This is a genomic window from Arthrobacter sp. YN, from assembly GCF_002224285.1.
Classification (GTDB): Bacteria; Actinomycetota; Actinomycetes; order Actinomycetales; family Micrococcaceae; genus Arthrobacter.
The window spans coordinates 522,097-541,954 of sequence record NZ_CP022436.1; the positions used below are offsets into that span (position 1 = coordinate 522,097).

Annotated in this window: 20 protein-coding genes; 14 read left to right on the forward strand and 6 right to left on the reverse strand. The window is 63.5% G+C overall.

The features are described 5' to 3' along the window. The first annotated feature begins 80 nt into the window (after nt 1-80). From CGK93_RS02515 to CGK93_RS02550, 9 genes are all read left to right on the forward strand, one after another. Complete coding sequence (locus CGK93_RS02515) at nt 81-422, forward strand: hypothetical protein (protein WP_089593459.1); 342 nt, start codon at nt 81-83, stop codon at nt 420-422. A gap of 96 nt (nt 423-518) precedes the next feature. Beyond that, on the forward strand, nt 519-1,910 hold the full coding sequence (locus CGK93_RS02520) for a cryptochrome/photolyase family protein (RefSeq protein ID WP_089593460.1): 1,392 nt from the start codon (nt 519-521) through the stop codon (nt 1,908-1,910). Between the two features lie 161 nt (nt 1,911-2,071). Continuing rightward, nucleotides 2,072-3,571 carry a CoA-acylating methylmalonate-semialdehyde dehydrogenase gene (locus CGK93_RS02525; protein WP_089597130.1) on the forward strand — a complete coding sequence of 500 codons (1,500 nt, stop codon included), beginning with the start codon at nt 2,072-2,074 and terminating at the stop codon, nt 3,569-3,571. Then, nucleotides 3,571-4,644, forward strand: coding sequence for an enoyl-CoA hydratase/isomerase family protein (locus tag CGK93_RS02530; protein WP_089593461.1), 1,074 nt, complete (start codon nt 3,571-3,573; stop codon nt 4,642-4,644). The genes CGK93_RS02525 and CGK93_RS02530 overlap by 1 nt, the downstream gene beginning before the upstream one ends. After that, entirely contained in the window at nt 4,641-5,582 is a 942-nt protein-coding gene (gene mmsB / locus CGK93_RS02535) for a 3-hydroxyisobutyrate dehydrogenase (RefSeq protein WP_089593462.1), read from the forward strand. Before CGK93_RS02530 ends, mmsB begins: the two co-directional genes overlap by 4 nt. Nucleotides 5,583-5,635: 53 nt before the next feature. Then, entirely contained in the window at nt 5,636-6,415 is a 780-nt protein-coding gene (locus CGK93_RS02540; protein ID WP_089597131.1) for an enoyl-CoA hydratase, read from the forward strand. A gap of 62 nt (nt 6,416-6,477) precedes the next feature. After that, nucleotides 6,478-6,771: a DUF4190 domain-containing protein gene (locus CGK93_RS02545; RefSeq protein WP_089593463.1), complete on the forward strand. Its 294-nt coding sequence runs from the start codon at nt 6,478-6,480 to the stop codon at nt 6,769-6,771. 112 nt (nt 6,772-6,883) lie between these two features. Further along, on the forward strand, nt 6,884-7,024 hold the full coding sequence (locus tag CGK93_RS23410; RefSeq protein WP_157731575.1) for a hypothetical protein: 141 nt from the start codon (nt 6,884-6,886) through the stop codon (nt 7,022-7,024). Between the two features lie 38 nt (nt 7,025-7,062). Continuing rightward, entirely contained in the window at nt 7,063-7,641 is a 579-nt protein-coding gene (locus CGK93_RS02550) for a dihydrofolate reductase family protein (RefSeq protein ID WP_089593464.1), read from the forward strand. Here CGK93_RS02550 and CGK93_RS02555 read toward each other — a convergent pair. Beyond that, nucleotides 7,638-8,300: a TenA family protein gene (locus CGK93_RS02555; RefSeq protein ID WP_089593465.1), complete on the reverse strand. Its 663-nt coding sequence runs from the start codon at nt 8,298-8,300 to the stop codon at nt 7,638-7,640. The two genes, CGK93_RS02550 and CGK93_RS02555, sit on opposite strands and share 4 nt — an antisense overlap. A gap of 107 nt (nt 8,301-8,407) precedes the next feature. Here CGK93_RS02555 and CGK93_RS02560 point away from each other — a divergent pair, with 107 nt between their 5' ends. Then, nucleotides 8,408-9,277 (forward strand): universal stress protein, encoded by an 870-nt coding sequence (locus CGK93_RS02560; RefSeq protein WP_089593466.1) that lies wholly within the window; start codon nt 8,408-8,410, stop codon nt 9,275-9,277. Nucleotides 9,278-9,336: 59 nt separating this feature from the next. Beyond that, nucleotides 9,337-10,227, forward strand: a complete 891-nt coding sequence (locus CGK93_RS02565) for a helix-turn-helix transcriptional regulator (protein ID WP_089593467.1) — start codon at nt 9,337-9,339, stop codon at nt 10,225-10,227. Nucleotides 10,228-10,283: 56 nt separating this feature from the next. Here the strand turns inward: CGK93_RS02565 and CGK93_RS02570 are convergent, their stop codons facing one another. Beyond that, on the reverse strand, nt 10,284-11,153 hold the full coding sequence (locus CGK93_RS02570; protein WP_089593468.1) for an NAD(P)H-binding protein: 870 nt from the start codon (nt 11,151-11,153) through the stop codon (nt 10,284-10,286). Nucleotides 11,154-11,236: 83 nt separating this feature from the next. On the opposite strand from CGK93_RS02570, the gene CGK93_RS02575 reads away from it, so the two are divergent. Next, a complete protein-coding gene (locus tag CGK93_RS02575) occupies nt 11,237-11,944 on the forward strand; it encodes a helix-turn-helix transcriptional regulator (protein WP_089593469.1) in 708 nt (235 codons plus the stop codon). Between the two features lie 4 nt (nt 11,945-11,948). Here CGK93_RS02575 and CGK93_RS02580 read toward each other — a convergent pair whose 3' ends face one another. Continuing rightward, nucleotides 11,949-13,145: an MFS transporter gene (locus tag CGK93_RS02580; protein ID WP_089593470.1), complete on the reverse strand. Its 1,197-nt coding sequence runs from the start codon at nt 13,143-13,145 to the stop codon at nt 11,949-11,951. Between the two features lie 148 nt (nt 13,146-13,293). Between CGK93_RS02580 and CGK93_RS02585 the strand changes: the two genes are divergently transcribed. Further along, complete coding sequence (locus CGK93_RS02585) at nt 13,294-14,598, forward strand: HNH endonuclease (RefSeq protein WP_089593471.1); 1,305 nt, start codon at nt 13,294-13,296, stop codon at nt 14,596-14,598. 24 nt (nt 14,599-14,622) lie between these two features. Here the strand turns inward: CGK93_RS02585 and CGK93_RS02590 are convergent, their stop codons facing one another. Together CGK93_RS02590 and CGK93_RS02595 are read right to left on the reverse strand one after the other, a co-directional pair. Continuing rightward, a complete protein-coding gene (locus CGK93_RS02590) occupies nt 14,623-15,132 on the reverse strand; it encodes a MarR family winged helix-turn-helix transcriptional regulator (protein ID WP_089593472.1) in 510 nt (169 codons plus the stop codon). A gap of 42 nt (nt 15,133-15,174) precedes the next feature. Further along, nucleotides 15,175-16,893, reverse strand: a complete 1,719-nt coding sequence (locus CGK93_RS02595) for an AMP-binding protein (protein ID WP_089593473.1) — start codon at nt 16,891-16,893, stop codon at nt 15,175-15,177. 132 nt (nt 16,894-17,025) lie between these two features. On the opposite strand from CGK93_RS02595, the gene CGK93_RS02600 reads away from it, so the two are divergent. Further along, nucleotides 17,026-18,243, forward strand: coding sequence for an acyl-CoA dehydrogenase family protein (locus CGK93_RS02600; RefSeq protein ID WP_089593474.1), 1,218 nt, complete (start codon nt 17,026-17,028; stop codon nt 18,241-18,243). A gap of 8 nt (nt 18,244-18,251) precedes the next feature. Here CGK93_RS02600 and CGK93_RS02605 read toward each other — a convergent pair whose 3' ends face one another. Beyond that, entirely contained in the window at nt 18,252-19,829 is a 1,578-nt protein-coding gene (locus tag CGK93_RS02605; RefSeq protein ID WP_089593475.1) for an APC family permease, read from the reverse strand. Nucleotides 19,830-19,858 lie beyond the last annotated feature (29 nt).

A 19,858-nucleotide genomic window follows, 5' to 3' on the forward strand; every position in this document is an offset into this window, starting at 1 on the left:
TAAGGGGGCTATAATGGGTATAGGACATTCGCTGATGCAGCCCGGCGGCCCGCTTTTCTTCCGACGCCGGAGGCCCCGCAATGACCGACACCCAAATCAGCAGCTTTATCCGCGACTGCGTGGTGTTTGAGGACGACACTGAGAACGGCTTGGATTTTGATACTTTCTATGGCCTGTACATCAGCTGGTGCGTTCTTGGACGTAAAATCCCCATTCCCGACTCCGCCTTCAAAACGGCCCTCGAACTTGAAGGTTTCAGGCCCATCAAGGAAAACGGCCGCAGAATCTATCCCGGCATGAGCATGGTGGGTGCGGCCGCAAGGGACTACGTAGTGAACAGTGTTCCTTTGTGGAGCGAGTCGGAAACCAACGTGCCGGTTCTTTCCGACTACGCCGAGGAACCTGTTCCGTCCATCGCCTGATTTCATTCAAACAGCCAGCGTCCAGCCCGTGCCCCTAGGATTTCATGAGGGGGCATGGGCTGTTCCTGTTTCCGGGGTGTGCGCTGAAAGGAATTGATGAAACCGTCCATCGTGTGGTTCCGCGACGACCTAAGGGTCGCAGACAACCCGGCCTTGCGGGCCGCCGTCGACGACGGCGAAGCCGTGGCCCTGTTCGTCCTCGACGAAGAATCTCCTGGCATCCGCGCCCATGGTGGCGCTGCGCGTTGGTGGCTCCACCATTCGCTGACGGCGCTGCGTGAGGACCTGGACAAACTCGGCATACCGCTGCTGCTCCACCGCGGACCTGCCGCAGACGTTGTGCAGGAAACCGCGACGGCGGTTGGTGCGGGCGCGCTGTACTGGAACCGCCGGTATGGTGCGGCTGAGCGAACGGTCGACGCCGGACTCAAGACCTGGGCGGGCGAGGCTGGGCTCCACGTAGCTAGCTTTCAAGCTTCCCTGCTTCATGAGCCGTGGAATGTCACCACCAAAACGGGTGGGCAATACAAGGTCTTCACACCTTTCTGGCGGACGGTGTCCGCACAGGAATTCCGCGAGTCGTTGGCCCTTCCCGCGAAAGGCCATGGCTACACCGGAAAACTCCCGTCTTACGAGGAGTTGGACTCCTGGAACCTCCTGCCCACCAATCCGGACTGGTCCGGGGGATTGGCCGGGATGTGGACGCCTGGAGCGGCTGCCGGCCACCAGCGCCTCGCTGCGTTCGTGGAGAAGGGGCTCTCCAACTACAGCGAGGGCCGGAACCGTCCGGATACCGATGGCAGCAGCTGCCTGTCGCCTTACCTGCGGTGGGGTGAGCTGAGCCCGTTTGAGGTGTGGCATGCCCTGGGTTCCAAGCGGTCCGAAAGCGCCTCGATCTATGCTTCTGAGCTGGGTTGGCGTGAATTCTGCTGGCACCAGTATTTTCACAACCCGGAACTCGCCACCGCGAACCTTCGCTCCGAGTTTGATCGGTTCCCGTGGGCGTGGCCCGGCAGCAGCGGAGGCAATGGAAAACATCCCGGCCACGAAAGCGCGCCGGAGGAGTTCCGGGCCTGGCAGCAGGGTCGCACCGGTTTCCCCATGGTGGACGCCGGGCAACGCCAGCTATGGCACACGGGTTGGATGCACAACCGTGTACGCATGGTGGCCGCCAGCTTCCTGGTGAAAAACCTGGGTATCCACTGGCAGCTCGGGGAGCAGTGGTTCTGGGACACCCTGGTGGATGCCGATCCGGCGTCAAATCCCGCCAACTGGCAGTGGGTGGCAGGCTCCGGGGCAGACGCCTCGCCCTTCTTCAGGATCTTCAACCCTGAGGCCCAGCGGGTTAAGTTCGATCCCCAAGGGAAGTACATCGCCCACTGGATCCCCGAATTCGGGACGCCCGAGTACCCGGAGGGAATCGTGGATCTCAAAACCACGCGGGCGGAAGCACTGGAAGCGTACAAGGGGATGAAGGAAGTCCACTAGGGAGCCACCGCGCCCAAAAACACCCCTCTGGAAATTAGTAGGAAGTCCGAGTATATTCGGGTTCAGAGATGACCTGGATCACAGTTGGTCACGTGTTCCCCGCAGCGGTCCCAGCACCCGGCGGCACGGCAGTCATTCACGATGCAAAGGAGCATTCCACCATGGTGCGCGAGCTTTCACACTACGTAGACGGCCAGAGGATCGACGGCACGTCCGGCCGGTTCAGCGATGTCTACGATCCCTGCACGGGCGAAGTCCAGGCCCGGCTTCCGCTGGCCAGCGCCGACGAGGTCCGCAACGCTGTCGCAAATGCCGAGAAGGGCCAGCTCGAATGGGCGGCCATGAACCCGCAACGCCGGGGACGCATCCTGCTCAAGTTCGTGGACCTGGTCAACGACAACCTGGACGAGCTCGCCACGCTCCTGTCCTCCGAGCACGGCAAGACGTTCGCGGACGCCAAGGGCGATATCCAGCGCGGCATCGAGGTGGTGGAGTTCTCCGCCGGCGCGCCGCACCTCCTCAAGGGCGAATTCTCGGACAACGCCGGCCAAGGTATCGACGTCCACTCGCTCCGCCAGCCGCTCGGCGTGGTCGCGGGCATCACGCCCTTCAACTTCCCGGCCATGATTCCGCTGTGGAAGTCCGGTCCGGCGCTCGCGGCCGGTAACGCCTTCATCCTCAAGCCCTCCGAGCGGGACCCGTCCGTTCCGCTGCGTCTCGCCGAGCTGTACAGCGAAGCCGGGGTTCCGAACGGCGTCTTCAATGTCATCAACGGCGACAAGGAAGCCGTGGATGCACTGCTCGAAGATCCGCGTGTAAAGGCCATCGGTTTCGTGGGCTCCACGCCGATCGCCCAGTACATCTACGCCACGGCAGCCGCGCACGGCAAGCGTGCACAATGCTTCGGCGGGGCGAAGAACCACATGGTGATCATGCCCGACGCCGATCTGGACATGGCAGCCGACGCACTGATGGGTGCCGGGTACGGTTCCGCGGGCGAACGCTGCATGGCCATCTCCGTGGCCGTGCCGGTGGGACAGGAAACCGCCGATGCCCTGGTGGCCAAGCTGACCGAGCGCGTCAAGGACCTGAAGGTTGGCCACAGCCTGGACAAGGACTCGGACTTCGGACCGGTCGTCGCAGCCTCTGCCAAGGAACGCATCGAGGGGTATATCCAGTCCGGCGTGGACGAAGGCGCAACCTTGGTCACCGACGGCCGCGGACTCACTGTGGACGGCTACGACGGCGGCTTCTGGGTTGGCCCCACCCTCTTCGACAACGTCACCAAGGACATGAAGATCTACAAGGAAGAGATCTTCGGGCCTGTCCTGAGCGTGCTGCGCGCAGCTGACTACGACGAAGCGCTCAGGCTTTGCAGCGAGCACGAGTTCGGCAACGGCGTCGCGATTTTCACCCGCGACGGCGACTCCGCCCGCGACTTCGCCAGCCGCGTGGAGGTAGGCATGGTGGGCATCAACGTGCCGATTCCCGTGCCGATCGCGTACTACACGTTCGGCGGCTGGAAGGCCTCCGGCTTCGGCGACCTCAACCAGCACGGCGCCGACGCGTTCCGGTTCTACACCAAGACCAAGACCGTGACGTCGCGGTGGCCCTCCGGCATCCGCCAGGGCGCCAGCTTCATCATGCCGGCAGGCAGCTGATGCGGGCTGAGGAGGTAGAGGAAGAGGTCCTGTTTGAGCGTCGCGGCCACCTCGGCATCGTGACTCTCAACCGCCCGAAAGCCGTCAACGCACTGAACGCGGGAATGGTGCAAGCCATGTTCCGGCAGCTGACGAATTGGGCCGCCGACGACGCCGTTGCCACCGTTTTGGTGCGCGGCGCGGGAGACCGCGGGCTGTGCGCCGGTGGCGACATTGTGGCCATCTATAAGGACATGCTGCACAGCGGAACCGAAACCGCGGAGTTCTGGGCGGACGAGTACCGGCTGAACTCCTTGATTGCCCACTATCCCAAACCGTATGTGGCGTTCATGGACGGGCTGGTTCTGGGCGGCGGCGTTGGCATCTCGGCCCATGGCTCAGTGCGCGTGGTCACCGAACGGACGCGTACCGGCATGCCGGAAACCACCATCGGTTTTGTGCCCGACGTCGGCGGCACCCTCCTGCTGTCGCGCTCGCCGGGGGAGGCGGGAACCCACGCGGCCCTGACGGGAGCACACCTGTCCGGTTCGGACGCGTTGTTCCTGGGGCTCGCGGATCACTTTGTGCCGTCCGAAAACCTGCCCGCGCTGGCGGAAGCGCTGGAAAGCTCGACGCCGGAAGCCGCCGTCGAACGCTTTACGCAAGCCGCGCCGGACTCGGCCCTGGCGGCCCAGCGCGGGTGGATCGACGCCGCGTACGTGTATGACGACGCCGAAGAGATTGTCCGGAGCCTGCGCTCCGCCGGGGCCGAAGCTGCTGCCGCGGCGGACACCATTGAGGCGAAGTCGCCCACATCCGTGAAGGTCGCTTTGGAATCGCTGCGCCGGGTGCGGGGGCATTCCCTGGAGGAGGCTTTGGACCAGGAGTATCGCGTGGGGCTGCGCTGCCTTGCCGGTCCTGATTTCCGGGAGGGCATCCGTGCGCAGGTAGTGGATAAGGACAGGAATCCGCAATGGAAGCCGCCTTCCCTGGCTGACGTTCAGGCGTCCGACGTCGAGGGCTACTTTGCGCCGCTCGGCGAACGGGAACTGGGTCTGGCCGGGCTGGGCAGCGAGTCGAAGGAGACGGTATGACAGAGAATGCAGCCATGTCAGATATCCAAGGCCCGGCAACGGGCCTCATCGCGTTCCTCGGACTGGGACACATGGGTGGGCCGATGGCGGCCAACCTGATCAAGGCCGGGCACGACGTCATTGGCTATGATCCTGTTCCGGCGGCCGTGGAAGCGGCTGTGGCGCACGGGATTCCCATGGCATCCTCCGCCCACGAGGCTGCAGCGGAAGCGGCCGTGGTACTGACCATGCTCCCCAGCGGCAAGCATGTCCTGGATGCCTACCGTGGAGTTGACGGCCCGGGGTTGCTGTCAGTTGCCAAGCCGAACACCCTGTTCCTGGACTGCTCCACCATCAACGTGGACGAAGCCCGGGAAGCCGCGGCCATCGCGGTGGAGGCGGGTCACCGATCGGTGGACGCGCCCGTGTCCGGTGGCGTGGTGGGGGCTGAGGCCGGAACCTTGACCTTTATGGTGGGGGCATTGCCGGAGGATTTCGAGACCGTGCAGCCGATCCTGGAATTGATGGGCAAGAGGATCGTCCACTGTGGAGACCACGGGGCCGGGCAGGCTGCCAAGGTCTGCAACAACATGATCCTGGGGGTGTCCATGATTGCTGTTGCCGAGGCATTCGTACTGGGGGAGAAGCTGGGCCTCACGCATCAGGCGTTGTTCGATGTCGCGTCCAACGCATCCGGGCAATGCTGGGCGCTCACAACCAACTGTCCTGTTCCGGGCCCCGTACCCACCAGCCCGGCAAACCGCGACTACCAGCCCGGTTTCGCTGGAGCGTTGATGGCCAAAGACCTGCGCCTGGCCCTGAATGCACTGGAAAGCACGGGTGTTGCGGCGGAGATGGGGCCGCTGGCGTCACGAATCTACGACGCTTTTGCAGCGGGCGAGGGCGCCGGCAGGGACTTCTCCGGCATCATCACGGAGATCCGGGACAAGTCCGTGTGAGAGGTTGGAACTGAGTGGTTATGGGTTTGTTGGGCTTGGCGGAGAGGGAGATCATGACGGAGCAGTACCAGAACATTGTGGTGGAACGGCGGGGCCGGGTTGGACTGGTGACCCTGAACCGGCCGGAAGCGTTGAATGCGCTGAACACCGCACTCATGAATGAGCTCGTTGACGCTGTTTCCGCCATGGATACTGACCCGGAGGTGGGGGCCGTGGTGATCACGGGCTCCGCCAAGGCGTTCGCAGCCGGGGCCGACATCAAGGAAATGTCCTCCAACAGCTACATGGACATGTACGCCGCAGACTGGTTCCGGCGATGGGAGGACCTCACCCGCCTACGCATTCCCGTCATTGCTGCGGTTTCCGGTTTTGCCCTTGGTGGTGGCTGCGAACTGGCCATGATGGCGGATTTCATCATCGCCGGGGACAACGCCAAGTTCGGCCAGCCGGAGATCAACCTGGGCGTCATCCCGGGCATGGGTGGCTCGCAGCGGCTGACCCGCGCCGTGGGCAAGGCCAAGGCGATGGACATGGTCCTGACGGGCCGGTTCATGGACGCGGACGAAGCCGAACGGTCCGGCCTGGTCTCCAGGGTGGTTCCCGCCGCTGAGGTCATCGACGAAGCAGTCAAGGCAGCAGAAGTCATCGCGTCCAAGTCCAAGCCTGCCGCCATGGTGGCCAAGGAAGCAGTCAACGCGGCCTTCGAGATGGGACTGTCCCAGGGGGTTGTCTTCGAACGGAGGGTGTTCCATTCGCTCTTCGCTACCGAGGACCAAAAGGAGGGCATGGCCGCCTTCAGCGAGAAGCGCCAACCGGACTTCAAACACCGGTAATTCGCGCGTGTTTTCGGGTGTGTCGGGGATAGACTCGGTGCACTTACCTATGGGGAGAGAACATGTCAACGGAGATCGTTCAGGCTAACCACACTGAAGCATCCACCCAGCCGATCAACCGGCAGGCCCTCGTGGCCGCCGCGATGGCCGTACTTGCCCTCGTCGGGCTGTTTTTCGCGGGCATGGCAGTCATCGCGGTATTCGTCGTTGGGGCAGGCCATGTGGCCTTGAACCAAATTCAGCAGCGCGGCGAACGGGGACGGGGCTTTGCCATTGCCGCCTTGGTGGTGGGCTACGGCATTGGCGTCCTGTCCTTGGGCTCGGCGTTGATCTTCGCGTTCACCTCCGCAGGCTGATCCTCGCTTCGGCAGGTAAATGGGGCGTAGCTCACGGTCCTTCCCTCGTCACGTTCCGACTGCTCGCGTGTCCTATCTATGGACACACGAACAGGCGACAATGAGGGAAACCATGACTTGGCAATTTTGCGACAACGATCACTGCCCCGAGAGCTGGCATTGGACCACCCTTGCAGGAATTCCGGAGTCCTGCGGTGGCTCCGACGAACAGGAGAACCCCACTGGGGTTGTCCGCTCCTACTTCGCGGCGTAGGCTCCTGCGGGCCACCACCCGCATTCGAGGAGTGAGTCATGGGACAGCTGATCGTGCAGGATTTTGTGACCGCAGACGGTTTCGCCGCCGACACCAACAACGAGTTCAAGGCCTACGAGTTATTGGAGGGCGGAACGGCCGAGTTTGACCGGGCCCAACTCGAATGGCTTGGCAGCGTGGAAGCCATGGTTCTGGGTGCCAACACGTACAGATACTTCGTGGAGTTCTGGCCGACGCCCGCGTCGGAGGGCGAGATCATCGCACCAGCCTTGAATGGCTTGCGCCGCCACGTGTTTTCGCGCCAACTGAAGGAAGCCCCTTGGGGCGACTTCCCGCCGTCGAACGTTGAATCCGGCGACGCGATCGAGGCGATCCGCCGGATCAAGCGCGAGTCCGACAAGGACATTGTGCTGTGGGGCAGTCTGTCCCTCGGTGAGACGTTCTTCGCGGCAGGCGAGGTTGACGCGGTCCGGTTGGTGGTCATGCCGGTAGGCCAAGGCGCCGGCAGGGGCGTGTTCCCCGCCGGACACGACCCCGCCCTTCTGAAACTCGTGGACGTGAACAGCTACGACCAAGGCTTGGTGGAGCTCAGTTACACCGTCCGGAAGCAGGGCTAGCTAATGGCGGCGGGGATCAGGGCTGCGTCGAAGAACGCCCGCTCCAGCTGCACTGCCTCCGCGAAGACCGCAGCAACGCGCTGCCGCTCCTGAGGCAGTGAAGGCTCGACGGCGTCGAACTCGTCGCGCAGCCACGTCACCCACGCGTTGTACTCGGGGTTGTTGTGGAGACGGATCCACTCGGCGTGCTTTGCTTCGGCCGGCCACTGGGTGGGCTCTCCGGCACGGGCAGCCCACTCTCCGTACAGCCACTCAGCAACCAGCAGAACGGCGAGGACCTCCGGGTAGGAACGGGAAGCGAGGGCGCTCCGCATGAGGGCGTCGAAGTCCTGGGTGGCCGTTCCGAGAGCGGGCGCAGTCCTCTCTGCTTCCGGAACGTCCAGTTCATTGAAGCAATCCTGGAAGTACGTGTTCTCGTCCGATGCGAAGGCCCCGAGGACGCCAGCAAACACAAGCCGGGACGGCAGCGAAGGTGCCGAGGCTACGGCTTGGCCCAGGAGGGCTGTGAAGGCATCGCAGAACTGGTAATCCTGCACAAGGTAGTGGCGCAGCTGCTCATCGGGGAGGGTCCCGTCCAGCAGGTGGTCCACGAATGCATGGTTGACGGCGGCGTCCCAATCCCCGGCGGACTGGTTCCTGAGTTCTTCGGCAAAGCCCACGGTGTTTCCTCCTGAAGTGTCAGCATCGGAGCCTAGTAGCCTACCCGCTCCGTGGCGGCGAGGATTACGCTATGGTGCCGCTCCCGGGGCCGGCGTAGGCTCTGGCCATGACGAACGAGGGCGCATCCAAGACGATCGTGGTTGGCTATGACGGGTCCGAAGAATCACACCGCGCCGTTCAGTGGGCCGCCAAACATGCGATCCTGCGGGACTGTTCCCTCCACGTGGTGCACTGCTCCTTGTGGGTCCTGCTGTCCCACAACAGGGGACCCGTTCCGGGGGTTGCCGATAGCGGTCTGGAAAGGGCGGCCCAGAAAGTCCTGGAAGAAGGTGTTGCCCTCGCCAAGGAGACCGTCCCCGAACTGGACGTCCACACCACCTTGTTGCATGGGATGCCCCGCGATCACCTGGCCCACGTTTCGGCCGGTGCTGCGATGTTGGTGCTCGGAAGCCGGGGACTTGGCGGGTTCATGGGTTTGCTGGTGGGATCCGTCAGCCTGGAGTTGGCCGCGACGGCAGAATGTCCTGTGGCCGTGATCCGTGCTGACGACAACCCTGAAAGCTTTGTGTTGCTTGCCGTGGATGACTCGGGATCACCGGCAGCACTTGAGGATGCCTGCCATTTCGCTGAAGCAACAGGCGCTGATCTCAAGATCGTGCATGTGCTCCACGAACCTGCCGGGTACCGGCGGTTGCGTGATCCCGTAGAAGACTATCCCGAAGCCGAAGCCCTCCTGGATTCCGTCATGAGCCGCGCCCGCCACAAAGCACCTGGGATCACGGTGGACGGAGAATTGCTGGTGGATGCTTCCTTCTCCCGGGCTGTGGTCAAAGCCTCACAAGGGGCACGTCTTACAGTGGTGGGGACCAAAGGGCACGGGGTCATCAAGGGCACCATCGGTTCCACGGCGCACGCTGTCCTGCACCATGCCCACAGTCCCGTACTGGTGTCCCGACGAAAGGCCGAGCCTGCATAAGCCGGTGGAGGCCCTCTCAGGGACTCCCTCCCGCCGTGGCCCGGAACTAGTGTGAAGATATGGACAATCGGGCAGAAGTACGCGAATTCCTGATCTCCCGGCGCGCCCAGGTGTCACCCGAGCAGGTGGGGCTGCCGGCCGGTTCGAATCGACGGGTCAGAGGACTGCGTCGCAGTGAGGTGGCCACCCTTGCGGGGCTGAGCGTGGAGTATTACACGCGTTTGGAGCGCGGCGCCATCAGCGGAGCCTCCCCACAAGTTCTTGAGAGCCTCGCGAGGGCGTTGAACCTCGATGATGCCGAGCGGGCCCACCTCTTCGATCTCGCTCACGCTGCCAGTCCGGTAGCGCGGCCGCCGAGGCGACGGAACTCGAAGACCTATGTGCCGCATCAGAGCCTGCAATGGGCGCTTGATGCGGTGACGGCCGGACCCGCATTCGTCCGCAACGGCCGGATGGACCTGCTGGCGGTAAATCCGTTGGCCCGGGCGTTCTACAAGGATTGTTACGACATGCCGGGCCAGGCACCGAACATCGCGCGGTTCACGTTCCTGGATGACCGTGCCCACGAGTTCTACCCGGACTGGGATGCCTTCGCGGAGGTGACCGTTTCCATCCTGCGCACGGAGGCTGGGCGGGACCCGCACAACAAAGAGCTTCACGATCTCATTGGCGAACTCAGCACCCGCAACGAGGAATTCCGCACCCGCTGGGGCGCCCACAACGTCCGCCATCACGGCACTGGATTCAAGACGTTCAACCATCCGATCGTGGGCGAGATGACGCTCGCCTTCGAGGGCCTGGAGATGGCCGCAGAACCCGGATTGACCCTGACCATCTACGCTGCGGAACCCGGATCGCCGTCGGCCGAGCGTCTGCAGCTGTTGGCATCGTGGGCGGCCAGTGAATACGCCGTCGAGTCCGCTGCCGAAAGGACCCGCGCGGACAGCTGACTGCAGGACGCCTGGCGAGCACCGCCGTTTCAAGTCCATCGTGCTCCCACAGTGTTTCAGAGGAGCGGCATGAGATTCTCACGGATCCAGACCCGCAGTTGGGTCTGAGTGGTGGTGATGATCGAACGTTCCTGCTCGGGCACGAAGCCCTCTCGCAGCCCGGTAGACATCCCCAGCACCGCGTCCGCCGTGGCGGGCGGCATGCCGGCCTGGAGGTACTGCTCGCGCATCTGCTCGTCGGCGATCCGCTCGACACGCACCTCTCGACCCAGCTCGTCCGCGAGGATCTCGGCGACCTCCGTCCATGTCAGGTCTTCGGGGCCGTGGACGGCCTGGACGCGGCGTCCGCTCCACTCGTGATTCAACAAGCTGAGAGCGGCCACCTCGGCGATGTCCCGCGGTGCGACCCAGCTCATCGGGGCATCGACGGGTTGAACGGTCTGGAGCAGCCCGGTCTTCACTGACTCCGCCTCGAACAGCAGGTTGGTGAAGAAGTAGCCGCACCGCAGGTACATGACGTCCGCGCGGCAGCCGTCGAGGGCAACTTCCGTCTCTGCGAGGCCGTCGATCTCGCCCGCGCCGAGCCGCTTCTCCGCGCCGACGCTGCTCTGGAAGACGACCCGTCCGATCCGGTTCGCCTCAACTGCGGCGACAACGGACTCCGTCGCGCGGCGATAGTCGGCCATCGGGTCGGGGGACTCAGCGGGCGGATCGACCCAGTAGATGGCGTTGACGCCGACGGTGGCCGAAACGACCTGACCCGGCTCGCGCGAGTCCGTCGCCACCAGATCGACGTGCGCGGCGAGGGCCGCGGGGACGTTCTCCGGGTGGCGGGTGAGCAGCATCGGCCTGACGCCGGCCCGGATGAGCATACGCGTCAGATGTCGGCCGACGTTGCCTTGAGGCGTTGTAACGGCGATCTTCATGGAGTTCCCTTCTTCCGCTCGTTCTTCCACGCTATAAGCAGATGCGGCCGCATAGTGGCCGCATCTTGGGCGATCATGGATCCATGGACTCACCCTCGACACGGTCGCTGGAGTTGCTGGCACTTCTCCAGTCGGGGCGGGCGTGGACCGCACACGACCTCGCAGCCCGCCTTCGGGTGAGCGCGCGCACCGTACGCCGGGACGCGATGCGTCTTCGCGGCATGGGTTACGACGTCAGCTCCCGTCCGGGTCCAGGGGCTCTCTACGCACTGCGGCCGAGTATGAAGATTCCACCGCTGCTGCTCAGCGCGGACGAAGTCTCGACGATCATCACGAGCCTCCTGATCCTGGAAGCGTGGCTGCCGGATGATTCCACAGCTGCGACCGCGCGCACGAAGCTCGAACAGGTGCTGCCCGGCGGCCTGCAGCGGCGGGCCGCAGCAGTAGCTCTGTCGACACAGGTTCTACGCGAACCTCCTGCGTCCGTGGACTGGGAGCTTGTCGGCACGATCGCAGACTCCGTCGCAACGGGCGAACGCCTGGGGTTCGACTACACCGACCAACATGGCCGCCATTCGCGCCGCACGGTCGAGCCCTATCGACATCTCCTGCGGCAACAGGACTGGTACCTCGTCGCCTTTGACCTTGACCGTGACGACTGGCGTCTCTTCCGACTGGACCGGATGGAGGCCTCCACAATTTCGCCCGGGCCACATGCTCGTCGCACCTTCCCCTGGAATTCAATTGAGGACTGGCTCACAAGCGACTTCGGCGCGAGCGACGCACAGTAGACCTTCACGCCACACCGCGTTCCTTCCGATCCTTCAGCATCAGCACCGTGAGCGGCAGGAAGTAGAGCGCGGCGACCCCAGTGCCCACCAGCACCGGACCGCTGGCTCCCAGCGCAGATTCCAACGCGAAGCCAGCCATCCAGGAACCCACCGCCGTACCCAGATTGAATGCCGAAGTGCTGAGCGCCGAAGCCAGGGTTGGAGCTTGCCCGGCATATCCCACCGCCTTGCCGATCAATATCGGGTTGGTTGCCATGCCGAAGAGGCCCAGCAGGAAGATCAAGACCACTGTCACCACGGCGTAGTGGGAGAACAGGAAGAGGGCACCGAGAACCAGGAATGTCATTCCTGCTGAGATGAACAGTGCAGGGTATGGGCGGTGGGCCCCGAAGTGGCCGCCCAGGGTGGAACCAATAAAGGCCCCGACGCCGTAGGCCATCAGCACCAACGGCACAGCCGCAGCGGCAAGCCCGGTGTTCTCAGTGAGCAGCGGAGAGATGAAAGTGTACGCAGCCAAGGAAGAGCCGCACACGATCGCGCAGCCTGCCAGGACAAGCCATACCCTCGAATCCCGCATGCTCGCCAGCTCCGCACGGACGGACGGGGTGCGTCCGGAAGCGGGATCCGCGGCAACCAGCCGGTACACGGCCACTGCACCCACCAGTGCCAACGCGGCGAGTATCCAAAACGGCCCCCGCCAACCAATCGCCTGACCGGCAAACGCTCCCAAGGGAACACCCACTACGTTGGCGAGCATTCCGCCGCCCAAAACAACACCCAACGCGCGGGACGCGGAAGCCGCGCCTGCGGCTTTTGCACCCACGACGGCGGCTACCGCCCAGAAAGCGCCAGTCGCCAAGGCCGTGAGGAAACGCGCACCAAGAATGAGGGTGAAATCTGAGGTGAGCGCCACGATGACGTGACCCACGGCGAAGACCACCAGTGCGAGGCTCAGCGTCAGGCGGCGTGGCAGCTTGAGGGTCAGGATGGACATCGTGGGGGTGCCCACGATCATCCCCACCGCGAAGACCGTGATCATGAGGCCCGCGTTGGCGACGGATGTGCCAAGATCTGTAGCGATCTCCGGCAGGATGCCCGCAACAATAAACTCGGTGGTTCCCATCAGGAACACACCCGCTGCGAGAACGTAGGTCACCAAGGGTAAACGCCGGGTCTTGGTGCTGGGGAGAGTTGTGGTCATGACTCCAGAACATCAGGGTTAAGGACTGGAAGGGAGTCCCGCTTAAGGGAGGTTCTCCGAGGGTCTCCTTCAATGAGCGGCCCGCTCAATGGTCTTGGCCTGGGATCACTGAGGTTATTTTGTCGGTGCCTGCTGCCAGAGTTAGTGCATGGAGCGAAGTGGGGAGAGGCTAACGGGCGCAGTAGTGGCGCTCGGGCGCGCTCCCGTCCTGGTGGATTCCGTTCAGGCCGGCGGGGGTACAGCCAGCACCGTTAGCAGTGACCTGATCGAACAGTTGCGGGTCCTGGAGGAGATGAAGTCTGCGATCTCCGCTTTGCAGGCGCGGGTTGCTGTGGCTTTTGATCTTGCCCAGCGCGCCGAGCAAGCCGAGGCAGGCGTCCCTGCGTCCGAGCGTGGACAAGGGGTGGGAGCGCAGGTTGCGTTGGCCCGGCGCGAGTCACCAAACCGTGGGTTCCGCCTCCTGGGCTTGGCGAAAGCCCTTGTCACGGAGATGCCCCGCACCTTGGCGGCCCTGAAATCGGGGCACTTGAATGAATGGCGTGCCACGCTTCTTGTTAAGGAAACGGCCTGCCTGTCTGTCGAGGACCGTTGTGCTGTGGACCAGGAGCTCGCCCCCGACACCGGGACCTTTGACGGCAAGGGCGACAAAGCGATCATTGCTGCCGCGAAAGCTGCCGCATATCGGCGGGATCCGCGGTCGGTAGTCGGGCGTGCCAGCCGTGCTGCCGCCGAACGGAATGTCAGCCTGCGCCCGGTCCCGGACACTATGACGTACCTGACGGCCTTGCTTCCGGTTGCCCAGGGAGTGGCGGTGTACGCCGCGCTGACTCGAGCGGCTGATTCGGCCCGTTCCAGTGGGGATGCACGAGGTCGGGGCCAGCTCATGGCCGACACCTTGACCGAACGCATGACGGGCACCCCGGGCGGGATTTCGGGGATCAACCTGGACCTCGTTATGACTGACCGCACCTTGTTCCAGGGTGACAGCGAACCAGCCCGGCTCAAGGGCTACGGAACCGTCCCGGCTGAATGGGGAAGGGAGATGCTCGGATCGGGGCAGACAGACCATGACCAGGACCTCACCGTTTGGCTTCGCCGGCTCTACACGGCTCCAACTACGGGAGAGCTCCTTGCCACCGATTCCAAGGCCCGGCTCTTCGCTGGTGGGCTCCGGCGCTTCATCGAAACCCGCGACGACACCTGCCGAACGCCGTATTGTGATGCGCCCATCCGGCATATTGACCATGTAGTTCCGTGGCGTTCCGGAGGGAAGACCAGCTTGGCTAACGGCGCCGGCTTATGCGAGGCGTGCAACCACACCAAGGAAAACCCCGGCTGGAGCACCAAAGCCGTGCCCGGCGACGTTCACACCTTGGAAATCAGTACCCCCACCGGACACTCGTACCAATCAAAGGCGCCGCCCATGCCGGGGCACCGCCCCTCCAGAACGTAGGGGCTTCATTGGGGACGAATCCGCTTATTCCTCGGTGAAATCTCCGGCATCCCTGCGGAAGGTGCCCAGTACGCGGATGAGGTGATCGACGTCGTCGGGCCCGAAGCCTGACTGGCCGAAAACCTCGGCGTTGAGTGCCGCCGTCGCCTTCTTGGCGAGGGTGCGGCCTTCTGCGGTGAGCTCAATCAGGGTGGTGCGGCCGTCGGTCGGGTGCGGGGAACGTGCCACCAGGGCGGCTTTTTCCAAGCGGTCGACGGCGTTGGTCACGGAGGTGGGATGTACCTGCAGGAGCGCGCTGGCTTTGTTCATGGGCAGCGCGCCGCTGCGGGCGAAACTCAGGAGTGCCAGCAGTTCGTAGCGTGCAAAGGTCAGCCCGAACGGTTTGAGCACCGTTTCGATGCGGGCCAGCAGGATCTGCTGCGTCCGCATGATCGCGGTGATGGCGGCCATGGGCGCGGCAACGTCGCCCCAGCCATGCCGTTCCCAGTTGCGCTGGGCGTCGGCGATGGGGTCTCGGGGGAGTGGCGTGCCCATGGGCCTCCTTCGGTTGCTTGGTTGGCCTAGTGACCCGGTTGGCTAGTCTTTCAGATTTGGGAACTCTTCCTCGGTGTATTCCACGCCCAAACCAGCGGGCAGCGGCCCCTCGCCGTGCCGGGCGACTTCCGTGCCGCGCAGTTCCACCCGCCGGATCTTGCCGGAGATCGTCTTGGGAAGCTCGCCGAATTCCAGCCGCCGGATGCGTTTGAACGGTGCCAGATGCTCGCGGCAATAACGGAGGATGTCCTCCGCGACCGCCGGTCCGGCTTCATAGCCGGCAGCCAGAACCACAAACGCTTTCGGAACCGACAGCTTCACGGCGTCAGGTGAAGGCACGACGGCGGCCTCCGCCACTGCGGGGTGTTCGATCAGGACGCTTTCGAGTTCGAAAGGAGACAAACGGTAGTCGGAGGACTTGAAGACGTCGTCGTCCCGGCCGACGTACGTAATGACGCCGTCGGAGTCCCGGCTGGCCATGTCTCCCGTGTGATAGTAGCCATCGCGGAAGGCCTCGGCCGTTTTCGCTTCGTCGCCGAAGTAACTCTTCATGAGTCCCACGGGCCGGGGGTCCAAGCGCAAGCAGAGCTCGCCGTCGTCGGCTTCCTGGCCGGTGACGGGGTCCACCAGAACAACGTCGTACCCGGGGAGCGGCCGTCCCATGGAGCCGATCTTCACCGGCTGGGCCGGAGTGTTGGCGATCTGGACGGTGGATTCGGTCTGGCCGAAGCCATCCCGGATGGTGACTCCCCAAGCTTTCTCCACTTGTCCGATGACTTCGGCGTTCAGTGGCTCCCCGGCCGAGACCACCTTGCGCGGCGGGCTGGTGAGCTGCGTGAGGTCAGCTTGGATGAGCATGCGCCACACCGTGGGAGGGGCGCAGAAACTGGTGACGCCTTCGCGGCCCATTTGCTCCATGAGGGCCACGGCGTCAAAGCGCTGGTAGTTGTAAATGAACACCGTGGCCTCAGCGATCCACGGCGTGAAGACGTTGGACCAAGCATGCTTGGCCCAGCCGGGGGAGGCGACGTTCAAGTGGACGTCGCCCGGTTCCAAGCCGATCCAGTACATGGTGGACAGGTGGCCCACAGGATACGAGCTGTGGGTATGCTCCACCAGCTTTGCCCGTGAGGTGGTGCCGGAGGTGAAGTAGAGCAGCAGTGTTTCATCTGCCTTGGTGGGGGCGTCGGGCGTAAAGTCCGTGCCGGCGTCGTACGCATCTGCGTACTGTTTGGCGTCCGCGTCGTTTTTCCCTGAGCCGACCTCGATCAGGGTGTAATCGCCCTCGACGTCGGCGAACTTGCCGATGTTGGCACTTCCGACCGCCACCCAGGCCGCCCCGCCGCGTTCAACGCGGTCCTGGAGATCGCGGGCACCCATGAGGGTGGTGGTGGGGATCATGACGATGCCCAGTTTGATGCCCGCGAGTATGAGTTCCCACAGTTCAACCTGATTGCCGAGCATGATGATCATGTGGTCGCCTCGCTGGACGCCCTGGCTCCGCAGCCAGTTGGCTACCTGGGATGAGCGTTCCGCGAGGTCTTTGTAGCTGCGGCGGGTGGAACTCCCGTCCTGTTCCACGATGACCAACGCGGGCTTGCTGCCCCTGGCCGGGTCCGCCGCGATCTGATCGAACCAATCCAAGGCGAAGTTGAACTCCTCAAACCGCGGCCATTCGAATTCGGCGTGCGCCGCCTTGTAGTCCTCACGCAGTTCCAACAGCCGGTCGCGGGCCGCACGGAAGTCTTCTGTGACTGTCATAGTCCGCCTTTCGCCTTCGGGCTGCCCTGCACCTTTGCCGGACATGCCGCCTAGTGATCCACATCACCTTGCAATATACTAGGACATCCAAGGGTTTGGAAGAGCCCGTGCGGGACATGACGAAGGGGTCTAATGCTCGACGACAAAGCTGCCGGCACCGTTACCAGCGGTGCGGCACCAGAACGCGTCCTCCCTCCTTATCCGGAGGCGGACCTGATGCACGTAGTGGACCTTCTCCCGGCCGGAGAGCGCTTGCGGTACCTGGAGATCAGGGAGTTCCTGCAAACCCGCATTCGTTCGGCCAGCATTGAGTACTGGAACCGGGAGGAGTTCCCGTTCGGGCTGCTGGCCGACATGGCCAAGTTCGGCCTGGGCGGGCTGCAAACGGATGGCTCCTCCAAGCTCTTCAAGGGCCTCATGTACACCGAGGTGGCCCGGGCGGATGTGTCACTCTCGGCGCTGGTGGGCATCCACAATGAACTCATCGTGGGCATGATTGACGAACTCGGATCCCCTGAGCAGAAGCGCAAGTGGCTGCCTGGGCTGGAAGCTTTCACCCAGCTCGGCGCCTTCGCCCTCACCGAACCGGACCACGGCTCGGACATCGCCGGAGGACTTTCGACGACGGCGCGGCGCGACGGCGGCGAATGGGTCATCAGCGGTGCCAAGCGCTGGATCGGTGCAGGCACGATTGCCGACTTCGCATTGGTGTGGGCCCGGGACGAATCCGACGGCCACATCAAGGGCTTCATTGTGGAGACAGATCGCCCCGGTTACTCGGCCACCAAGATCTCCAACAAGATCGGTCTGCGCATCATGCAGAATGCCGACATCGTGTTGGACGAGGTGCGTATTCCTCTGGAGAACCTCCTTCCGGGTGCCACCGAGTTCTCGCGGGCCAACGATCTCCTGCGCGATTCCCGGGCGTGGGTGGGGTGGCAGGCCGCCGGGATTCAATTGGCAGCTTTTGATATTGCCCGTTCTTACGCCTTGGAACGCACGCAGTTCGGTAAGGAGTTGGCCCGCTTCCAACTGGTGCAGCAACAGCTTGCCGACATCCTGGGCAACGCCAACGCGTCCTTGTCCATGATGGTTGAGCTCGCCCGGATCCAGCAGGCCGGGAAACTCCAGATGGTGCAAGCGGCCATGTGCAAAGCCACCACCACCCGGCTGGCCCGTTCCTCCGTTGCGATGGGTCGTTCCTTGCTGGGCGGGAACGGAATCACCACGGACTATGAGATGGCCAAGCTCTTTGGCGACGCCGAAATCCTGTACACCTACGAGGGCAGTTACGAGATCAACTCCATGATCGTGGCCCGCGCGGTGACAGGGAAATCGGCGTTCGTCTAAGTAGCGGGCTAGGAGTTCTGGGTTACCACTTGGGGAGAGTCCTCGGGAGTGACCAAGGCGGCGTGCTCGGCCAGGACTCCGGTCTTGTGCCTGATGCGGAGACGGTAGAGCAGCGTTCCGCCAATGATGACCGTGCCAACGAAGATCACGCCACCCCATTGCAGGTACCATTCGAACGGCGGCACCGAGTTGTAAATCTCCGGCCGCGGCCACACAAGGTTCAGCGTCATGGCCCCGCCCCACAGCACGGCCAGGATGTTCACGGGCAGCCCCCATTTGCCGAGGCTGAATCCCGGTTCCGATCCGTCGTCCTTCAAGGGCCACTTCTTCAAGAACCGGCGACGCAGCATAGGCACCGTCACCAGCAGGTAGGACAGGTAGATCAGGACGATGCTGATGCTGGAGAGGATGGTGAAGATGGCCGGCTGGGAGATGTTGACGATCAGCGGGATGACGGCAACGATGCCGATGACGATGGCGGCAACGGTTGGCGTTTTCCGGGTGGGGTGTACTTTGCTGAGCTGACGGCTGAAGGGAAGGTTGTTGTCCCGGGCCATGGCGAACATCATCCGGATGGCTGCTGCATGGACGGCGAGGGTACAGACCACCACGGCTACCACGATGCACGCCAGGAAGGCCTTGCCGAAGGGGCCGCCCAGTACTGAAAGAACGATGTATTGCAGCCCGCCATCAGCGGCTCCGAGCTTGGGATCCGAGAGATCGGGCGCGGCCAGGATTCCGCCGAGGAGGAGCAAACCTCCCAGGAGGAAGGAAGCCGCGACAGCGCGTAGGATCGCCCTGGGCGCCGTCTTCTTGGGGTCTTTGGTTTCTTCGCCCAAGGAGCTGGCGGTGTCAAAGCCGTACATGACGTACCCCGAAGCCATGGCAGCAATGAGGAACACTCCGAAGAAGCCCAAGGGATGTTCTTCACCGAATCCGGCGGTATCCAGGAGGACTTCCGGCCCCCGCACGGAGTGCCAGAGAAGCGCCGCAATGAGCAGGACGGCCGCAACCAGTTCCACGAACACGCCAACGCTGTTGATCATGGTCATGAGTTTCACGCCAAACGCGTTGATGAGTGTGGAAATGCCGATCATGATGCTGGCCAGGATGACCCCGTTGACGGCGAAGTCGTAAGGACCTGTTCCGTCGCCCACCAACTGGAAGCCGCTCCAGATTTGGGGGAGGGTGATTTGGAGGGCCAAGGCAACGGACCCCAGAGCCATGATGGAGGAGAGCAGCAGCAACCAGCCCGCCAACCAGGCCCACGTTCCGGTGGAAAGCCTCTTGGCCCAGTTGTACACCGACCCGGCCACCGGATAACGCCCGGCCAACTCCGCAAAACACAAGGCGACCATCAGCTGGCCGACGAAGACGATGGGCCACGACCAGGCGTAGGCGGGTCCCGCCGTCGAGAATCCGAAGTAAAACAGTTGAAAAACGCCGGTGAGAATGGAGATGTAGCTGACGCCGGCGGCGAAGCTGGCGAACTTACCGATGCTGCGGTCCAGGGTTTGGGCATAGCCAAACTCGTCCATGCCGCTTGCATCGCTCTTGCAGGGTCCTAATTTGCTGGGTTCTGACATGCGAACTCCTAGTTCAGACGTGCACGAAT